This window comes from Enterovibrio baiacu (assembly GCF_004120195.1).
In the GTDB taxonomy this organism is placed as follows: domain Bacteria; phylum Pseudomonadota; class Gammaproteobacteria; order Enterobacterales; family Vibrionaceae; genus Enterovibrio; species Enterovibrio baiacui.
In genome coordinates this window covers 131145-149033 of the sequence record NZ_SCHN01000007.1, presented here as the reverse complement: position 1 = coordinate 149033, position 17889 = coordinate 131145, and the positions used below count along the sequence as shown (strand labels likewise).

Genomic DNA, 17889 nt, shown 5'->3' with positions numbered 1-17889 from the left:
GTATATAGGATTCGACAAGAATTACTGTCGTTATGATCAGTTATGTTTCACTGGCAGTATTAGGCCACTGAGGTTTGCTTACGCTGCTTACCTAAGAAGGTCACCATGATCCCAAGCAAAATAACCGATGCCGCTATCAGCATGCGCAGCGTTAAGGCTTCGTCCAAAATAAGATACCCGCCCACCGCAGCAATCAAAGGCACAGTGAGTTGAAGCACGCCAGCTTGGGTCGCTTTAAATTGCAGAACAACCCAATACCAAATCGCATAACCAATAGCAGACGCCACAGCCCCAGACGCAATTGCTAAGCAAATACCTTCTGATGACAAGGTGTTCATCGGAATGTTCATGAGGAAAAACGGGACCACAAAGAACAAACTCAATCGGAAATTGATGCAGTTCGCTTTGAGTTGAGGTTGTTTTATCTCTTTACCGAGCACGCTATACGCACCCCATGCAATGCCCGAAATGGCCATGAGGATCGTCCCCCACATGTCTGGTGAGTCCATGCCGGGCGATACCAAATACCCTAAACCACATATCGCCGTTAGTGCGCCGATATATTCAAGCCCCGTCGCACCGCCTTCTTTGTGTTGACTATACGCAAACATGGTTAATTGAACGAACGCGAAAAGGATCAGCGCCCCCATGCCAGCATCGAGGTACATGTAGGCGAAAGAAAACGAGGCGGCATAAAGGAATAACATTGCTGCCGCGAGCCAATGCTCTACTGGCTGATGAATAAAATTAAACCCCGTGACTTGCTTGTCCTCGTCACTTTTTTGTTTCACCGGAAACAGAAAACTGTGGAAAAACAGCATGGCAGCCCCAGACGCTAAACGAATAGACGTAAATGACGCAGGGTCAATATTGGTGTTCGCGAGCGCCATTCTGCACAGAACAGAATTGGCGGCGAAGAACAATAAGGCGAGCCCTGCCATCACTATATTTTTCACTTCCATCCGCGTTGATATCTTCATTTGATTGCGATCCTTTTATCTCTTGCTAACTTGACCGCATTGAGTTCAAAGAACTTTCACAAGAATGAGAAAAACTGAGAACTATATTGAGTTTTACGGAACTTTTTGGAAATCGGTTGATAGTCAACGTATCACGCCTACCGAAAGATGGTCGACCTCGGCGATTAAAACATCAAATAGGCATAAGCCATCATCAAAAGCTATCATCTTATGATTGGTAAAACGCGCTGCAATCGGTAAAATACCGCTCCGGTTTTTTCTGTGGTGAAATGAATGTCCGACGCAAAACGCAAAGCATTAAAGAAGATTGCCAAATGCCTTGAACTGGGTAACTCAGCCAACATCAACGAGGCTGCGGCGGCCATAAAGATGGCGCAAACCCTGATGCGCAAGTATGGCTTAGATCAGGAGGACATCGATTTTATCAGCATGGGTAAAACCACGTCTGAAACCTTGCTCCCTTCTTCGATCAGCGATGCCGTTTTGAAAATCATCAGGGGCATTAACACGCGCTTCGGCGTTGAATGTGTTCTCACCAACCACAAAGGTTTGAAAAAAGCCGAATTCATTGGTGACGCAAACCGTGCCATTTTCGCTGCCTTCGCCTTTGATATCGTTTACCGCGAGATGAATGAACACACAGGGCAGTTCCGTAACAGTTTTGCAGGTACTGGCACCTCTCAAACCGAGCTGAGTAGACGCTTACAGTCTTTTACGTTTGGTTGGCTTGAAGGCGCAATGGCAAAGTTGCCAAACATTGCCCCCGATGTAGACAATGAAAAGAAAATGAAGGACTACATTGACAGCCAATTTAAAAACATCGACCGCGAAACGTTCAAGCAGCAGCTTCGCGATGCGATGAAAGGCATTACCGACGATTACGAGAAGGGAATGAAGAAAGGAAAACAAGTTTCCGTCAATCGTCCCGTGTCGGGAGCCCGCGAATTGAAGCGCCTTAGATAGGCGCTTTTTCTTTAAATAATTCCCACAATTTCCTGCCAAGTTCGTCGCCAAAAAATTTCAGCAAATTCAACTCCAACCCGCAAAATCACTCTTTTTTGAACACTGTTGTATTAAAAAAGCCTGAATTTCATTCTCAACCCTTGTATTGCAAGCTAGCCAACCCTAGCCTAGGTTATTAAATCATCAATCGAATGATGATCGAGAATAGATTTGCGATAAGCAAACTCCGGAATGTGACTCTAAAACCCCCTATAGAGTCTTTCATCCCAAACCCTCTCTAGAAGGAATGGAGAACAAAATGAAAAAAGCAGTGACTAGCCTGGGCCTATTGGTGGCTCTTTCGCCTTTGGCTTATGCTCAAGATGATTCAAGCTTCTACCTTGGTGCGCGTACTGGTATTTCTACGCTAGAAGATGCGTGTGAAGTCGGTTCATGTGATGACAAAGAAGCTGCAGGTGGTGTGATCCTGGGTTACGATTTCGCAAATGGCTTTGCGATTGAGTCTACCTACGATTACCTAGGCCGCTTCGATGCAAACACGAACGCAGCAGGCGCAACGTCAGCGGGTGACCTAACCACGCTAACACTTGCTCCAAAATTCAACATCGGTGTTACTGATCAAACAGACATCTACGCAAAATTGGGTGCTGCTTGGTGGAACTGGAACAGCGGTGCAGGCGACCTAGACGATGTATCTTTGCTAACAGCAGTCGGTGTTGATCACCGCGCAACTGACCTTGTTAACCTTCGTCTGGAGTACCAATACCTACCTGATATGAACGACGGTTACCTAGACGTTGACAACCACCTTATTTCTGCAGGTGTTACCTTCCACTTCGGTCGTTCTTCTGAGCCTGCGCCAGAGCCGGTTGTTGTTGAAGAAGTCATTGTTGCTGAAGTTGTTGAAACGAAGAAGTACGTTTTCTCTGAAGCAGACGAAGTAGAATTGTTCGCATTCGGTAAAGGCGAGCTTTCTTCTGAAGCAGCACAAGCATTGAACCCTATGCTTAAGCGCCTTCAAGACTTTGAAGAATCAACGGCAGTGATCATCGGTCACACTGATAGCGTTGGCTCTGAAGCGTTCAACCAAAAGCTGTCTGAGCAACGTGCTCAGTCTGTTGCAGACTACTTCACATCAAACGGCGTTAGCGCTGACCGCTTAAGCGTTGTTGGTGAAGGCGAAAGCAACCCAGTTGCTTCAAACGACACTGAAGATGGTCGTGCGAAGAACCGTCGCGTAGAAATCGAATCGCCTGAATTCGTTTACGAAGAGTAATCTTTACTCGCGAAAAAATATAAAAGCCACGTCTTCGGACGTGGCTTTTTCGTTTCAGGCTGAGTGCCCTTGCCTACTCGCATTTACTTCACCATTGGATAACCCGCCAGCAAGCGATCGATTTCCACTCTCGCATTATCATCAACACCTGCTACACGCTGATAAACCGGCTCTCTGCGATCATCAATGCGTGGGTTTTCCCAGCCTTGTGTTGAAGAAATAAACGTTTGGGCAAACTCGGCAGAATACCTCAAGCAACCCGCAAGCACGGTATCGACATAACTTTGCGCAATAGGCTGAATGTAACAAGGCGAAACCACGTCATCGGTCACGTAAACATAGACAGGCTCGTCGATAGAGAACGCCTTATCGAGCAACTGTATTCTTTGGCTGTCTAGCTCAACACGCTGATAGCCTGCTTCGCGAATATCAAACACTTCTAGGGCTTCACTGTCGATGTGAATCAGCACGCCGTTACATTCGCCATCCGCTTCCTTCACAACGAGATGCGACATATTCGGCGAACCCGTTTTTCCCCAGTGACGTTGTAACCCAGAAACCACCGCTGGCACGGCTTGGCCTGTATCACCCGTCACCTTCCTAGACTCATCATTGATCAGGCTGCCATAGCCAAAGATATACATAATAAAGACCCGTTGTTTTTCTTAAAGAATACGCGTTTACCACGTGCTAATGTCAAGCTTAGCGCCTGAAAAAACAACTTTTTGCAATACACGCCACTCCGATGTGTCAAAGCCGTGGAGGATCACGTTTCTCCTGATACTATTTCCCTTATCAAGAAAACGCGTTAAAACGGAAGAACCCCATGGATTCAATGAAAAAACTTGAACAACAATTCAAGAAGCTCTCTAGCTATCAGCATCTTGCTGCGATTTGCGGTTGGGACCAAGCTGCAATGATGCCGTCAGGCGGCAACGATGTTCGCGCGCAAGCCATGAGCGATTTAGCCTTGCTGTGTCACGAAACCCTCACCGCCGATGACATGGGCAAATGGATAAAAGATGCAGAAACCAACATGGCATCATTGAGTGACTCTGACAAAATCAACCTTCGCGAGATGAAACGAGTTTGGGAACAAGCCACCGTATTGCCCGCGGATCTTGTCGAATCAAAATCGTTATTGGGCTCAACCTGTGAACACGCATGGCGCGCACAACGCCCAAACAACGACTGGGAAGGGTTTTCTACCAACCTCAAGCGCGTTGTAGACGTCTCTCGCCAAGAAGCACAGATTCGCGCTAGACAAACGGGTTTAACGCCATACAACGCTATGCTTGACCTCTATGAGCCGGGCATGACCACAGAGAAACTGGATGCCCTCTTTGGCGATCTCAAAACATGGCTTCCAGCACTCACGCAATCCGTGATCGAAAAACAGAAATCTGTTGATGTAAATCAGCCTAAGGGGCCGTTCGACACGTCATTGCAAGCCGAACTGGGCAAGCGCTTCATGGAAGTGATTGGATTCGATTTCAATCACGGCCGCCTCGATGTCAGCGCCCACCCATTTTGCGGCGGCGTGCCGTCAGATGTTCGTCTCACCACTCGCTACGATGAAGAAGATTTTACCTCAGCGATCATGGGCGTGATCCACGAAACTGGCCATGCGCGATATGAGCAAGGCTTGCCGAAAGCCTTTCACAACTCCCCGGCTGGCGAAGCACGATCTATGGGCATCCATGAAAGCCAAAGTCTGTTTTTTGAAATGCAGTTAGGACGAAGCCCTCTCTTCGTCGAACACCTCGCCAAGATGGCTTCAGAAGCGTTTGACCGACAGTCCGACCCTGCATTTGCAGTCGATAACATGAACGCACTCTATCATCGCGTTCAACCCGGTTTTATTCGTGTAGATGCCGATGAAGTGACTTACCCCGCACACGTTATTCTCCGCTATGAAATCGAAAGAGATCTGATGGAAGGGAAGATTGACGTCGAAGATATTCCAGCCCTATGGAATGAGAAAATGCAGGAATACTTAGGTCTATCAACAGACGGCGACTACACCAATGGCTGTATGCAGGATATCCACTGGACCGACGGAAGTTTCGGCTATTTTCCGTCTTACACATTAGGTGCCATGTATGCGGCGCAATTCATGGCTGCAATGCGCAAAACCGTCGATGTGGATGCGTGTTTAAAGAACCTCGATTTGGCACCAATCAGTGCGTGGTTGGAAGAAAATGTGTGGTCGAAAGGTTCAACGCTTTCCACCGAAGAGCTCGTCATTCAGGCGACGGGGGAGCCGCTGAACCCGGAATACTTTAAGCAACATTTGATTCAACGTTACTTGAATGATTAATTGACCACAAGCGCAGCCAAGTGCTGCGCTTGTGATTTTCGCGGGAAACACGGCATTATTAAGAAAGCCGCTGTCATGCTGAAGTTCACGCAAAATATGTATTAACCTCTACGAAAAATAACGTCGATAACATTGACTTTAACTGCTGAACAAATAGAAAAAAACAAAGCCACGCACCAGAAAAAATGATTATCCCGCGTAGTAAAGACAATAGGAACACGACTCGCCGAAATTTACCAGATAAAGAAAATTTGAGGGTTAAATATAGGATGAAAACATTTAAATAAATGAATATTGCTTTAGAGTTTCTCTATTCAATTCACGCTATCTAAGGCTGCTTTTTTACTTTGCGCCCTAACTAGAAAAAATCACTTTGTTTACGGATGAATGATTGCTCGTTGAAGTCAATGGACAAGGCGCTACTCATCGCCTTTTAAGCCCGCCCCTTTTCGGCACTCTTGAGAGTGTTGTGCTCCTTCAACCTTCACTTTGAGACTACATCCATATCGCTATGAAGCTCACAGCACCAACTCTTTTGCAACGAGCACATCTTGATTCCCCTCTTTTTTTCCCCTTAAGGGCGCTACTTAATCCACAGCACCGATAGAAGTATTGAAAGTTGGAATAATTAGAATACGCCAAATCGTCATGAGCAAATATAAGGCCTAGCACATTAAAAAGAACTGTAACAACTATAATAAAAACCTTTATTAATGAGTAACACTTTGGTTAATGTCCATTTCTATTTACTCAACGCACAAATAACTAGCAAGCAGTGGAATTGTTGATGACTTCTTTCAAAACAGTATTCGGTATCGACTTACGTACATTAGCATTATTCCGTATCGGTCTCGCTTTAATGATTCTGATTGATCTGATCAGTAGAGCGCGTGACATCACTACGTTCTATACGGATGACGGGCTACTGAGTCGCACAGCATCCATGGCGCTTTCCTCCGAATATCGGCTTTCACTTTATTGGATGAATGGCAGTGAATGGTTCGCCACACTGCTCTTTGTCATCGCTGCACTCGTCGCTCTCCTGCTCCTCGTTGGCTACAAATCCAGAATCATGGCGTTTATTAGCTGGATTTTTCTTTTCTCTATCGTAAATCGAAACAGTGTGATTGTAAGTGGCGGTGATGTACTGCTCGTCGTTATGTGTTTTTGGGCCATCCTATTGCCTATTGGTGCAAGGTTTTCAATAGATAGTTCGCTAAATCGTCGATATAAAGCGGATGAAAATGCAATACCTGCCGACCACAAATACTTCTCAGTTGTCTCGGTCGCCGTTCTTCTTCAAGTGATGTATTTGTATTTTTTCACCGCATTATTGAAAACATCAGATGATTGGCGGGTCACCATGGACGCCGCATACTACGCGGTTCATATCGATCAACTCGCCACTGTGTTTGCCGTTTGGATGAGAGACTTTCCGCTACTTTTGACCTTTGGCACTTACTTCGTCTGGTATCTAGAAATCATTGCGATATTTCTGGTTTTCTCACCTATTTTCCACGTTCAATTGCGATTATTGACACTTGCACTGTTGATCGTCATGCACTGTGCCTTCTTTCTTTCTCTCCACATTGTCCTTTTCCCATTTATCGACTTTATGTCACTGAGCTTGCTCATACCGGGAGTGTGTTGGGACTGGCTAGCGAAATTCAATGCCAAACCGAAACGAAGGGACATCGTTATTTTCTATGATGAAGGCTGTGGTTTCTGCAAGAAAACCTGCCTAATTCTGCGGAACTTTCTTCTGCCAGACAGCGTAAAAATACATCCTGCACAGCAGAACCCCGACATTTATCCCATCATGGAACGAGAAAACAGTTGGGTACTTCGCGATCATCAAGGTGGCTTACACACTCACTGGAATGGCGTGCAATACCTGTTTAAAGTGTCGATCCTTTTTAGACTCATCGGTATTGTTATGGGATGGAAACCCCTATTGAGGATTGGAAATAGACTCTATCGTTGGATCGCGGATAATCGAGATAAAATGGGAAGAATCACCGAGCGTTTTCTGCCTTATAACGACCAAAAAGATCACGCTGGCTACATAGAAAATTGCGTTGCCTTGGGTGCTCTTTACATTGTGACTTACTACAACGTGAGTGGCGTTCAGCAGTTTCACATTAAGCGCCCTCAACATGTCTCGATACCCGCGAAAGTACTTCGCATTGACCAACACTGGGGTATGTTTGCGCCTTCCCCCTTTAAGTACACCTTGATGCCCGTCATCGAAGGCAGAACTAGAGGGAAAGACGTGGTAGATGTTTGGAAGATGAAGGCTGAGGCACCTAGCCGGGTAATACCAGAACTTCTATCCACTGAATTTAAAAATTATCGTTGGAGAAAATATTTTGGAAGGCTGCAATCTAAGCGCAACAAACAAGCACTCTCAGGTTATGGCGGCTATCTTTGCAAGCAATGGAATAGCCAAGCGTTGCCCAAAGAAAAGCAGTTGGCATCTTTCACGATAGAGTTTGAACGACTGAGAACCATGCCAAACTATATGCCGCGTAAACCCTCAAGAGTAAAAGTATGGACACATTGGTGTTTCAAAGAGTATGCAAAGAAATAGGATAATGGTTCCAGCAAGGCATCACAGCTAATTGTGCTTAGCGCAGTCATGACAACCATGCGCACCATCAATACCATAAAACGGTGGCCAATCTTACATGGCCACCGTTTTTCTACCTAAGCCATACCAATTCAGAAAACCCTAACTCATCGCCAACAACAATGGCATTTTGCCTAAACTTCCGTCCCAGTGATGCGGCCTGTGGTAAAGAAATATTAAAGACAAAGAAGCTGGCTTCGGGTTGCCAACTGTCATCAGCAGGTACGCCATCTGCGGAGAGATGCTTGAAACCCAACTGTGTTAACTCTCGACCAAGTGTTTGGTTGGCCTCAAGGTTAAACGACGCATCAGCCTCTTGCGAATGAGGGTTAAAACCAGTAATCACAGCCCATGTATTAATCCCGTTGTCTTTACACAAATTAACCAACGCTTGGTTGTGTTGCTTAATACGGATATCGACCTCACAAGAAGGGGAATACACGCGATATATGGTGCTTAAATACGCTTGCTCAAACTGCAACATGACGTGACGCCTCCTTGGGTTTACAAAAACTAATGTAAGGATCCCACCCAATGATTTCCTCAGCACAAACGCGCTGTTCATCATCTAGGTAGACTTTCACCCCGCTTACGTATTCTGGCATCAAGAATATTTTTTGTTCCGCAAATGGCCTCTGATCGGGCGCGAGCCAAGCGCTATCGTTTTCAGGTATGAGTTGATTATCACGGTTGCGCATGTGAGGCCCCCAATTAACCCAACTATTCTGCCCTCGCGTTTCCGTGGTAATCGCAGCGCGCGCCAAAGGAGAAAACATGCGAGAGTGAACCAGCCATGCCATGTCCTCGCCGATTGGGCCAAAGCTATAGCCGTAGGAAGCATGTCCGAAAATATCATGGACGATACGAAATACATCATTCACGACCAGTTCATAGTCCCCCACCATCATCCCCGTTTTCTCTAACATCGGATGATTTTCGTGTGGTATTGATTCACCAAAAGCGCTTTGTGTCGGCAAAAAATACATATGAAAATCGAGTAAATCTAAAAGCATTTCAGCGCTCGATGCATACGGTTCACCGTTACAAAAGTAGGGTTCTACCGTCAATGCCATCTTACTTTGTTGCAAATATTCAAATTGAGCCATCACTTCATCAATCATTTTTTGATAAGCCGCTGCCACCAACACATTTTGGGGAAGAGATTCAGCCGAATCATAAATGTCCGCAATTTGAATGCCGATGTTGGCGCTCAAAGTGTCACTGGTATTGAAACTGTAATGAGGGATCTTGTAGTGATTTTTATACGCAGATTCTACTTCGGTAAAAATTGCACATCTTTCACCACGACGCGCTTTCTTTTTGCATTCCGTCAATAACGTCTTAAGCTGCTTCATATATGCACTCCCTCTTGGTGAAGGCGTTGCCACTGCTCAACCAATTCATTAGCAATAAAGTCAGGGAATGCATGCACACCAGGCGCTAACCGAGAGAAACTCAACAACTCTACGCCTAAATTGTGTGAGTAAAAGACGGGATCCAAATAGTGCATTAAGGTAGGGCTATCAACAAAAAAATTGATGGGCTTAGCATCACACATCACTCGACCAGCAGGGAAGCCTGTACCAAATTCATCCTCCCCGCCCATATTGGCGAGGTACTGTGCGTGAAGAAACTCCCGTGCATCGTAATTGTCAGAAACCACACTCTCAATGCCCGTTGCAGTAACAATACAAAAAGATTCTCTTGCAGCGGCCTCAACGAGTGATTTGTCAGCAGCATCGATAGCATTGAAGCCTCTTTGCTTAGCTAACGCTAAGTGTTCGGCTTTTTTGTCTACGACAGAGATACTGGATGTATGTGGCTGCAAATGGTGCGCAATCCCTTGCCCCACCTTTCCATACCCCATGACCAAGAAGTGCTGATTATCGACAGTGGTCTCTGTCAGTTCACTGAATGCACGAACAAACGCTTCCCCCGTACCTAGCATCGCCTCGAGTGCCTTTACCTTGCTCATGTCCACGGATATCACCGGATAATCGAGGTTTGCGGCAGTGTATTTGTTCGTCCCCGTGCCCGTGATTTCTACACAACCGATACTGGGCCTGACCTTTCCAATCAACTCGCCTGCACAGTCAAGGCAAATATCAATGTGTGCATCCTCAGGGACGTCATCAAACCAACGTCCACCCGCCTGAATAAATCGATCAAGCAGGTCTGGTTCTACCTCCATGAAACTTGGGGAAGTCACTAAGACGTCAGCACCGCCTGCATACAACACTTCGAGCTTTATTAAGGTTTCATGGGTAAGAGGCAAATTATGTAATATCGTTTTTCCCGCATAAGGCTTATCCCTCTGCACTCTCCTAAGCTGCTGATTAAGAAAGGTTAAGGATATAGGGCTATATTCTCGTTTGATTTCTTGAATTAATTGAATGAGCTTTGTCATCACGTCCTCTATTAGATATGTCTAACTTTCTTTGAAAAGGGTGACCCTTCCAGAAATTTAAGAGGGCGTGAGATGACAAAAAATTTCACGCAATCAATTCCATATAGACCTATATGTATTTTGTCGCATACTGGATACGAAGAAATGGAATAGCCGACAGTGCCTACAATTTCATATGGAGGTATAGGCTTAACATGCGCGAAGACAGTGAACAGACCAAAATAGCCACAGGCACGGGGTTCCAATGACAAACACACACGTTCGTTTTACCTTCCACCGCACACCCGATAAATGTGGACTTATAAGGCGAGGCACGTATGATTCCGGTCAAGGTTACAATGAAGCAAACCTACTGTTTGTTTAAAGATAAGATTTAATTCAGCCATGATTAGAGATACAACACTTGCGCCTTTTAGCCGATGGACAAAACCCTTTGTGTCGGAAGTTGCAGCAATCATTAACTTATTGAAAGACAATGGTTATGACGCCGTTCAATTGGCAAAAGTGACAGGATTGCAACCGAAGAACGTGAATGCTTGGACAGCACGTTACAAAAACGAACCCGACAACCTCTCTTCAATCCCTTATCCATGTTGGTGTTTCTTATGTGCGCTAGCGGGTAAGCCGAACATTCAAAGTAACGGTGACGTTATTGAGGTGAATGTGAGGAAGGTGCTGTCCTACTTCAAGCCAACGGCTTTTAGACCAAATGACAAGTTCCTTTGCCCGACGCCAGAACAGTTCAGCAATTTGATAGATAATGCAAACTATGAGTCGCTAACGACAGAGAGGCTTTCGACGGTTTTCCATTGGAATGCATCGAACTTCGCGCACGGCATTGAGAATGGGTCTCTGCCCTTTTTGAACTGGAGCCTAATCGTTATGACAATAGGTATCGACATTCAAAAAATGATCCTGAAAGAGCTTCAGGGGCCTGTTGCGCTGGATTAATCTTCAACGCAAACCGTGACATTGAAGCCCTCAATCGTAAACGATCAGGGGCTTTTTTATTACGATTGCGTGTGCCGATCAAAGCCAAAGCTACCCACCTCTGAACATGTCAGCATATTCGTCAATTTTTCGTTCAAATGAACATAGTTATTCACAATAAGATGACTAGAATCAACAACACGATAAGGTGACGAACTTCACATTTATTCTGTAATCGCGTATAGTTCTCTGACCATCAAAACCAGCCTGAATCGCTATTTACCCATGAATAAAAATTGTAATAAATTGATATTAGGTAACTTTACATGGGAAGTGGAGTCTCGAACCTTGACCCGAATAGAAGGTTCGGAATCAACGGACAGCAAGAAGCAAATTATACTCACGCTTAAGCAGTACCAGCTACTGAAGTGCCTTTATGATGCGCATCCAAAAACGTTAACGAATGACCAAATCATTGAAAATGTGTGGGGTTCTAAGCACACATCTGCTGAAAGTTTGCCTCAGCTCATTAATCGGACACGTCATGCAATTGAAGACGATACCAAGCGTATTTTGGTTAACGCCCCAAGTGTAGGTTATTCACTGAATTTCGAATCTCCGTCAGTGCCGGTTTTCTCTGATGCCGCCACTGAGCCTAAAGAAGACGAAGAAAGAACGCTCTCCCCTGAGCTGCCTTTGAACGCTAACCCTAGCACGCGCCTCCATAAATGCTGGGTTGGCGTATTTATTGTCCTAGGGCTTCTCACTGTTTTCAATGTATGGGAAGCAGGCAGAGCACTTTACTACAAAGCAGATTTTGAAAATGTTTTTCATGCTAGGCCCTACCCAGACATGAAAACGTTAGAAAATGGCAAAACCATCGTGATAATTGATAACCATGAATGCATCTATGAAAAAAATCAGCTTTTACTTCAATGCTCATAAGGTCACCATTCTGTTATGCCTGTTGGCATTGAATGGCCTGCTTCTCTATGTTGCTGAGAGTTCAACAGTACAGATGTTTGGCAAAATGGAAGCGCTTGGACACCGTTGGGCAACGTACATTAACTTGCACAAGACGGAATTGGTAGGTAAAGCCATTTATTCAAAGTTAGATGACGCTGAGGTGAACCTTAAAGCAACTGATTATCACTACAAATATGATAAATCCAAAGGCGGTGACTACATTGTTCTCGGCAATGATGAACCATCGACGATTCGACACAGTCGCGCTTACTATATTGACGAACAATGCTCACTCGTCTTTAGTGGCCGTTCAGAAATGACGCTTCTAAATTCAGCTTTCCGCTGTTTCTACTAGCCATAAATCAAACACCCCCAATGACCTATTTAGCCATTGGGGGTGTTCGTTTGAATAACATCGCTAATTCGCTTAAAAGCACAACCCACGACGTTTTGGTTATTCTTTGAAGATTACCACATCAAATCATCAGGGATCTTGAAGTCTGCGTATGGGTCATCTTCATCAATGGCTTGTTCATCAACCGTGTTGTTCACGATGATCGTCTCTTCATCACGCTGGCTGATTTTATCCGCGACCACGCCAGGAACGATGGCATAACCATCCAGATAGCGAGCAATGGCCAAACGTCCATTCACTAGCTGCGCTTGAGTGTCTTTATCAACGTAGAGCTTCTTCACCAACGTGCCGTCGGTGAAGTTGTAGCCAATGTCACCGTCTTTACGATCAATCTTGTTCATTTCCACAAGTTGCTTCACTTGGGCTGCGATCGCTTTCTTCTTCGCTTCTTCTTCTTTCTGACGATTGAGCGCCTGATCTTGAGCGACTTGGGCTGTGCGCTTCTCTTCGACCGCGGCTTTCGCCTCTTTCGCCAAAGTGCGTGATTTTTTCGATGTCTTACCGGCTTTTTTCATTTTCTTTTTGTCGATTAAGCCAGCTTGTAACATTTGTTCTTGTAACGATAGTTTTGCCATTTTGACTCCGTCGCGGGTATGCATTTCCCGTTTCATTTCATCCGTAGATAATACCACCGATGCTTAAGAGAAAATAAGCGATACCCGCAGGGCCAAAAGAAAAAAGTCACGACACCCGTCTTTGTGTATTGGCAACGCAGTCACCTCAGCGGCTACAAACGTGTTGTGACGTCACATTGGGTTTCCGCGTTGAGGTATTGGTTTCTCGCCAGAAGATCGACGCCCTGTTGATGGAAGAAATGCAGTAAATCGATAAATACCCAGTTTTCAGCTAACTTATTGCCGTCACGTCGATAGATATCGATCACGCGCATGTCGAAGAACGTGTCGCTGGCGGGCAGCCCCATAAACCCACCAGCGGGTTTAAGCGAAAGGTTTGGCCAACCAAAAAAACCGCCAAACTCGCCTTCTGCAAACTTACACACATGGCCGTTAAAGACACGCTCAGAGAAACTTGACCTGAACACCCCAGAATGTTGTTTGGCATAACGCTCGATGGAATAACTCGCACCAATGCCTGTCGGCCCCCACCAGATCATGTCGTCATGCCAACTCAAGGCAAGCTCTTCTTCAAGGCTCAAGTCATGATCCCAGTTACCTAAGTCGGTGATCATTTGATTAATCACTGACAGTGTTTTTGCCGACTCCTCAGCGCGTTGTTCATCAAACATCAAACCATAATGGTTCATTGGTCCTGGTTGAATAAGCTGTGCGCCGGTTTGCGGCATGAAGGGGTTCACACCGGCTTGAACCATCAAGCCTGGAATATCCATAAACATGGCTGACTGCGCGATCTTGCCTTCTACCACCTGTGTGAACTCGCAATAGCGCAGAAAACCCATGCGTCCGGTTTTGGTAATGCCGAGCCAATCACAATCAAACAACCCCATCAGATGGCCCATAGAGACCACCCACACAGAGCCGTCAGACGCCAAGCTGTTTTCACCCGCCATGAAAATATCCTGACGGCGTTGCAGTTTTTTTAGACTGGTTTTCAACGGTTGCCAGAATTGCTCACTGACGGCGTTTTGCCCCTCCAATTCATTGAAGGGGTGGCAACCGCGCCACTGGTAATCAGCACTGCAATGTGTTTCCAGCACCTTTGGTACATCTAGCGTCGCAGCACGATCAAGCGCTCGATAGAACGCCAAAACACGTTGCTTGGCATCTTGTAACTCTTGTGGCATTCCCTACCCCTTCACTGCACCGGCAGTTAAGCCTGACACAATTTGTTTTTGGAAGAACAGAACAAGGAAGAACAAAGGGATCATCGCAGAAACCACAGCGGCAACGGCAAACATCACGTTCCCTTCAACCTGTGTCGTCCCCAAGAAACTCGCGATTTTCGGCACCATGGTTTGGTTGTCTTGACTCAGCAACATGCCTGTTACAGCGAAATCGTTGTAAGCGAGCAAGAAACTGAACAAGCCAGTCGTAATCACCCCCGGCCACATCACTGGAATGATCACATGTCGGAATGCTTGGAATCGCGTGCAGCCATCCACCATGGCGCTCTCATCCATGTCTTTCGGAATGTTCAAGAAGAAGGAGTGCAACATCCAAAGCGTGAAGGGTTGATTAATCGCGACCAACACAATAATGGTGGTGCCTAAATGCCCCCATAAATTCCATTCAAAGAAAGGCAACATGTAACCAGACACCAAGGTGATGTGTGGCATTGCACGCAGCACCAAGGCAATCATCAAAATCCACAGTGAATATCGAAAGCCAGAACGCGCCAACGCGTACCCACCCAAGGTGCCAATGGTGAGTGAAATGATCACAACAGAAAACACCACAACGAACGTGTTAATCGCCGCAAGCCAAAAATCCTGCTCAATCCAAGCGCCGTAGTAGCCCTGCCCCGTAAATTCTCCACCCGTTTCGAGTAAGGTTTTCACGCCATAAATCGCATTCATCCAATCAGATTTTGAGAAAAAATCCGCTTGAACCTTAAACGAACCCCACGCAGTCCAAAGGAACGGGCCTGCGGCAATCAATAGCCAAACAATCACGAACCCAATCGACAGTGTTTTCAGCCAAATCGGCTTTCTACGCACTTCTTCCATGATGAACTCCTACGCCGATTTACGGTTGAAATCACGCCATGTTCTGATGAACACAGGCATAAGCAAGATAGCCACACCAAGAATAGTGAGCATGGAGGTCGCCCCTGCGGAGCCAAACAATTGCGAATCCGTGCCGCGAAGATCGTTGAAGATCAACCAACTTAACGACGTCGCATGTGCCTCCGCCGCAAAACCCACAATGGGCTCGAACACACGGAAGTTGTCCATCAGCTGCATCAAGGCCACAAACGTCACCAACGGCGCCATGTGCGGCATCACAACATATCGGATGGTTTCCCAACGTGATGCACCGTCTATCATTGAGGCCTCTAACGTGTCTGTAGGCACCGTTTGTAGCCCGGCGTAAAACACAATGAAAGAGAAAGGAATGGAAGACCAAATGCCATACACAAATAGCGTTATCCAGGTCAAAGCAGGCGATGCTTTTAACGATAAGCTATCGTCTTGAAACCAGTTTTGAATGGTTGCACCGATAACGCCATCCGCATCTATCATCCAAAACAAGATCAATGAACCAATCAATGGCGTCACGATCATGGGCAGGAGCGACAAGAAAATCGTGGGGCCTTTTACCAACTTGGGCAACGCATTCACACACAGAGCGACCACCATGCCGAAAAAGATCACGCAGGGTGTAACGATAAAGGTGTATGCCAAAGTGAAAACCAACGCCTTATAGAAAGGCAGGTTCATCAAGCCGTTGACAAAACTGCCGAGCGAATCCGTTGAACGCCACGCTTCCGACACATTTTCAAAGGCCAAATGGCTGCGGTTTGTATAGGTATCTAGCCCGTTAAAGCGTCCAAGGGGCTCTTCTTCGCGCAGTTTGTCAGTCGCTTCCCTATCAACGGATACCGTTTTCTTACAACCAAACGGCCCGCAGTTTTCCGTCTCAAGCACTATCTGCTCATGCTCTACGTGCAATGACTGAACAAATACAGACACGATAGGCAATGCAATAAGCAGAAACATGACCAATAAAGACGGCCACATAAACTTCATAAACGTACGATGTGGCATGGATCCACTCCTTTGCCGTTAGAAGCCCCGATTCCTACGAGGCAACAAAATTAAAGGAAGCCCTGCTCACGCGCAGACGTCATATACGCAGCTTCGATATCTTTAAGCGCCTGTTCTGCCGATTCATTGCCAAGAAGGAAGTCAGGAAGCTCCGCGCCCAGCGCTGAATGTAAAAGCCCCATATAAGGAAGCATCGGATAAGGGTTAGCTTGTTGTTGCACGGTATGAATGACACCCATTGCTGAGGCATCCGGTTGATAACCTTCAATCAACCACACGGCTTTTTCCGAGTTTCCCTTCATCATTTCAGGTGAAATCGCTTGTACCATCACCTTGAACGTCGCTTCGGCATCTTGATCTGACAGGTTGCTGGCGATGGTCCAACCGTCCCACCACAAGGTCGCACCCGGCGTGCCATCCACATTGAATGCTGGCGAGTTGGTTAATACCGTTGAGCCAACAACCTCAGGCGTCGACCCTTCATTATCCAGAATCGCAGTGCCTCGCGACCCCCACATAAGGGCGAAGGCCACTTTACCGTCTTCCCAAAGGGCTTGTGTGCTATTGGAATCAAACGTCAAAAAGTCTGGATTAGACAATGCCGTCAGTGCTTTCAGCGTGTTCAGCGCCTTTATCCCTTCCGCATTATTGACGTTAGGTATCGCACTGCCAGGCTTAAAGAAACCCGCCCCTGTGGCACTGAATACATTGATGAACTCTTCCCCAAGGTTCCAGCCTGTTTTGGTGTTTAAGGCGATGGGGTATTTCATCAGCCCTTCTTTTTGTATCTTCTTCGCCGTCGCAATCAGCTCGTCATAGGTTTTAGGCGGCTGCGCCCCGACTTTTTCGAGGATGTCTTTACGATAAAAAAGGTGCTGAGCATTGGCCATGAAGGCTACCGCCATGACGCTGCCATCAATTTTAATCAATTGCGTGGGCTGCAAACTCTGACCATATTTCGCCACTAAGTCATCGAGGGGCTGAATCAACCCCTCATTGAGTAACGGAACGATTGAACTTGTCGACACAATGGCCGTGGAGTACTTGGAGGGTTTCGCCTTCAATGCGGCGGATTGAATGTCTCGATGATCTTTAGACTGGTTTTTGGTCACAACAACCTTGTCTGTCGCACACCTTTCAGCCATGGCAGCGACAGCGTGCAATGCAGGAAAATCATTGGAAAGAATGCTCACATTCCCCGCTTCAACACCGCAATCTATTTGTTCTGCGCTCAATGTTTGGCTGAACAAAGTGACCAAACCCGCAGCAAACGTCCTTATCAGTTTGACTTTCATTTTCCACTCCAACTTCACAAGAA

The 17889-nt window shown here is 46.3% G+C and carries 17 protein-coding genes; 7 read left to right on the top strand and 10 right to left on the bottom strand.

What is annotated here, in order from left to right:
- Positions 1-59 precede the first annotated feature (59 nt).
- Positions 60-980: a DMT family transporter gene (locus EQP46_RS05510; protein ID WP_129492694.1), complete on the bottom strand. Its 921-nt coding sequence runs from the start codon at positions 978-980 to the stop codon at positions 60-62.
- Between the two features lie 273 nt (positions 981-1253).
- Between EQP46_RS05510 and EQP46_RS05505 the strand changes: the two genes are divergently transcribed.
- Together EQP46_RS05505 and EQP46_RS05500 are read left to right on the top strand one after the other, a co-directional pair.
- Entirely contained in the window at positions 1254-1943 is a 690-nt protein-coding gene (locus EQP46_RS05505) for a DUF2786 domain-containing protein (RefSeq protein ID WP_129492693.1), read from the top strand.
- A gap of 298 nt (positions 1944-2241) precedes the next feature.
- A complete protein-coding gene (locus EQP46_RS05500) occupies positions 2242-3219 on the top strand; it encodes an OmpA family protein (protein WP_129492692.1) in 978 nt (325 codons plus the stop codon).
- Positions 3220-3302: 83 nt separating this feature from the next.
- Here the strand turns inward: EQP46_RS05500 and EQP46_RS05495 are convergent, their stop codons facing one another.
- On the bottom strand, positions 3303-3863 hold the full coding sequence (locus tag EQP46_RS05495; protein ID WP_129492691.1) for a gamma-glutamylcyclotransferase family protein: 561 nt from the start codon (positions 3861-3863) through the stop codon (positions 3303-3305).
- Positions 3864-4045: 182 nt separating this feature from the next.
- On the opposite strand from EQP46_RS05495, the gene EQP46_RS05490 reads away from it, so the two are divergent.
- Both EQP46_RS05490 and EQP46_RS05485 read left to right on the top strand, forming a co-directional pair.
- Complete coding sequence (locus tag EQP46_RS05490) at positions 4046-5539, top strand: carboxypeptidase M32 (protein WP_129492690.1); 1494 nt, start codon at positions 4046-4048, stop codon at positions 5537-5539.
- A 787-nt stretch (positions 5540-6326) separates the two neighbouring features.
- The gene (locus tag EQP46_RS05485; RefSeq protein WP_129492689.1) at positions 6327-8129 is read left to right on the top strand and encodes a DCC1-like thiol-disulfide oxidoreductase family protein; all 1803 of its coding nucleotides are present in this window, start codon (positions 6327-6329) and stop codon (positions 8127-8129) included.
- A 112-nt stretch (positions 8130-8241) separates the two neighbouring features.
- Here EQP46_RS05485 and EQP46_RS05480 read toward each other — a convergent pair whose 3' ends face one another.
- The 3 genes from EQP46_RS05480 to EQP46_RS05470 are packed head-to-tail and all read right to left on the bottom strand — an operon-like array spanning position 8242 to position 10443.
- A complete protein-coding gene (locus EQP46_RS05480) occupies positions 8242-8652 on the bottom strand; it encodes a DUF3293 domain-containing protein (RefSeq protein WP_161972841.1) in 411 nt (136 codons plus the stop codon).
- Positions 8639-9556, bottom strand: coding sequence for a hypothetical protein (locus EQP46_RS05475; protein WP_129492687.1), 918 nt, complete (start codon positions 9554-9556; stop codon positions 8639-8641). Before EQP46_RS05475 ends, EQP46_RS05480 begins: the two co-directional genes overlap by 14 nt.
- Entirely contained in the window at positions 9520-10443 is a 924-nt protein-coding gene (locus EQP46_RS05470; protein ID WP_161972840.1) for an NAD-binding protein, read from the bottom strand. The genes EQP46_RS05475 and EQP46_RS05470 overlap by 37 nt, the downstream gene beginning before the upstream one ends.
- A 516-nt stretch (positions 10444-10959) precedes the next feature.
- On the opposite strand from EQP46_RS05470, the gene EQP46_RS05465 reads away from it, so the two are divergent.
- The 3 genes from EQP46_RS05465 (at position 10960) to EQP46_RS05455 (ending at position 12826) form a co-directional block, all read left to right on the top strand.
- Positions 10960-11526: a hypothetical protein gene (locus EQP46_RS05465; protein ID WP_129492685.1), complete on the top strand. Its 567-nt coding sequence runs from the start codon at positions 10960-10962 to the stop codon at positions 11524-11526.
- A 327-nt stretch (positions 11527-11853) separates the two neighbouring features.
- Positions 11854-12450, top strand: a complete 597-nt coding sequence (locus EQP46_RS05460; protein ID WP_240671667.1) for a winged helix-turn-helix domain-containing protein — start codon at positions 11854-11856, stop codon at positions 12448-12450.
- On the top strand, positions 12416-12826 hold the full coding sequence (locus EQP46_RS05455; RefSeq protein WP_240671666.1) for a hypothetical protein: 411 nt from the start codon (positions 12416-12418) through the stop codon (positions 12824-12826). Before EQP46_RS05460 ends, EQP46_RS05455 begins: the two co-directional genes overlap by 35 nt.
- Before the next feature lie 113 nt (positions 12827-12939).
- On the opposite strand, the gene EQP46_RS05450 is transcribed toward EQP46_RS05455, so the two are convergent.
- The 5 genes from EQP46_RS05450 to EQP46_RS05430 all read right to left on the bottom strand — a co-directional run bounded on the left by EQP46_RS05450 (position 12940) and on the right by EQP46_RS05430 (position 17866).
- Positions 12940-13461: a DUF2058 domain-containing protein gene (locus tag EQP46_RS05450; RefSeq protein ID WP_129492682.1), complete on the bottom strand. Its 522-nt coding sequence runs from the start codon at positions 13459-13461 to the stop codon at positions 12940-12942.
- 152 nt (positions 13462-13613) lie between these two features.
- Positions 13614-14648 (bottom strand): nuclear transport factor 2 family protein, encoded by a 1035-nt coding sequence (locus EQP46_RS05445; protein WP_129492681.1) that lies wholly within the window; start codon positions 14646-14648, stop codon positions 13614-13616.
- A 3-nt stretch (positions 14649-14651) separates the two neighbouring features.
- Entirely contained in the window at positions 14652-15530 is an 879-nt protein-coding gene (locus EQP46_RS05440; protein ID WP_129492680.1) for a carbohydrate ABC transporter permease, read from the bottom strand.
- A gap of 9 nt (positions 15531-15539) precedes the next feature.
- Positions 15540-16571: a carbohydrate ABC transporter permease gene (locus EQP46_RS05435; protein ID WP_129492679.1), complete on the bottom strand. Its 1032-nt coding sequence runs from the start codon at positions 16569-16571 to the stop codon at positions 15540-15542.
- Positions 16572-16621: 50 nt separating this feature from the next.
- Complete coding sequence (locus tag EQP46_RS05430; protein WP_129492678.1) at positions 16622-17866, bottom strand: ABC transporter substrate-binding protein; 1245 nt, start codon at positions 17864-17866, stop codon at positions 16622-16624.
- Positions 17867-17889: the final 23 nt, after the last annotated feature.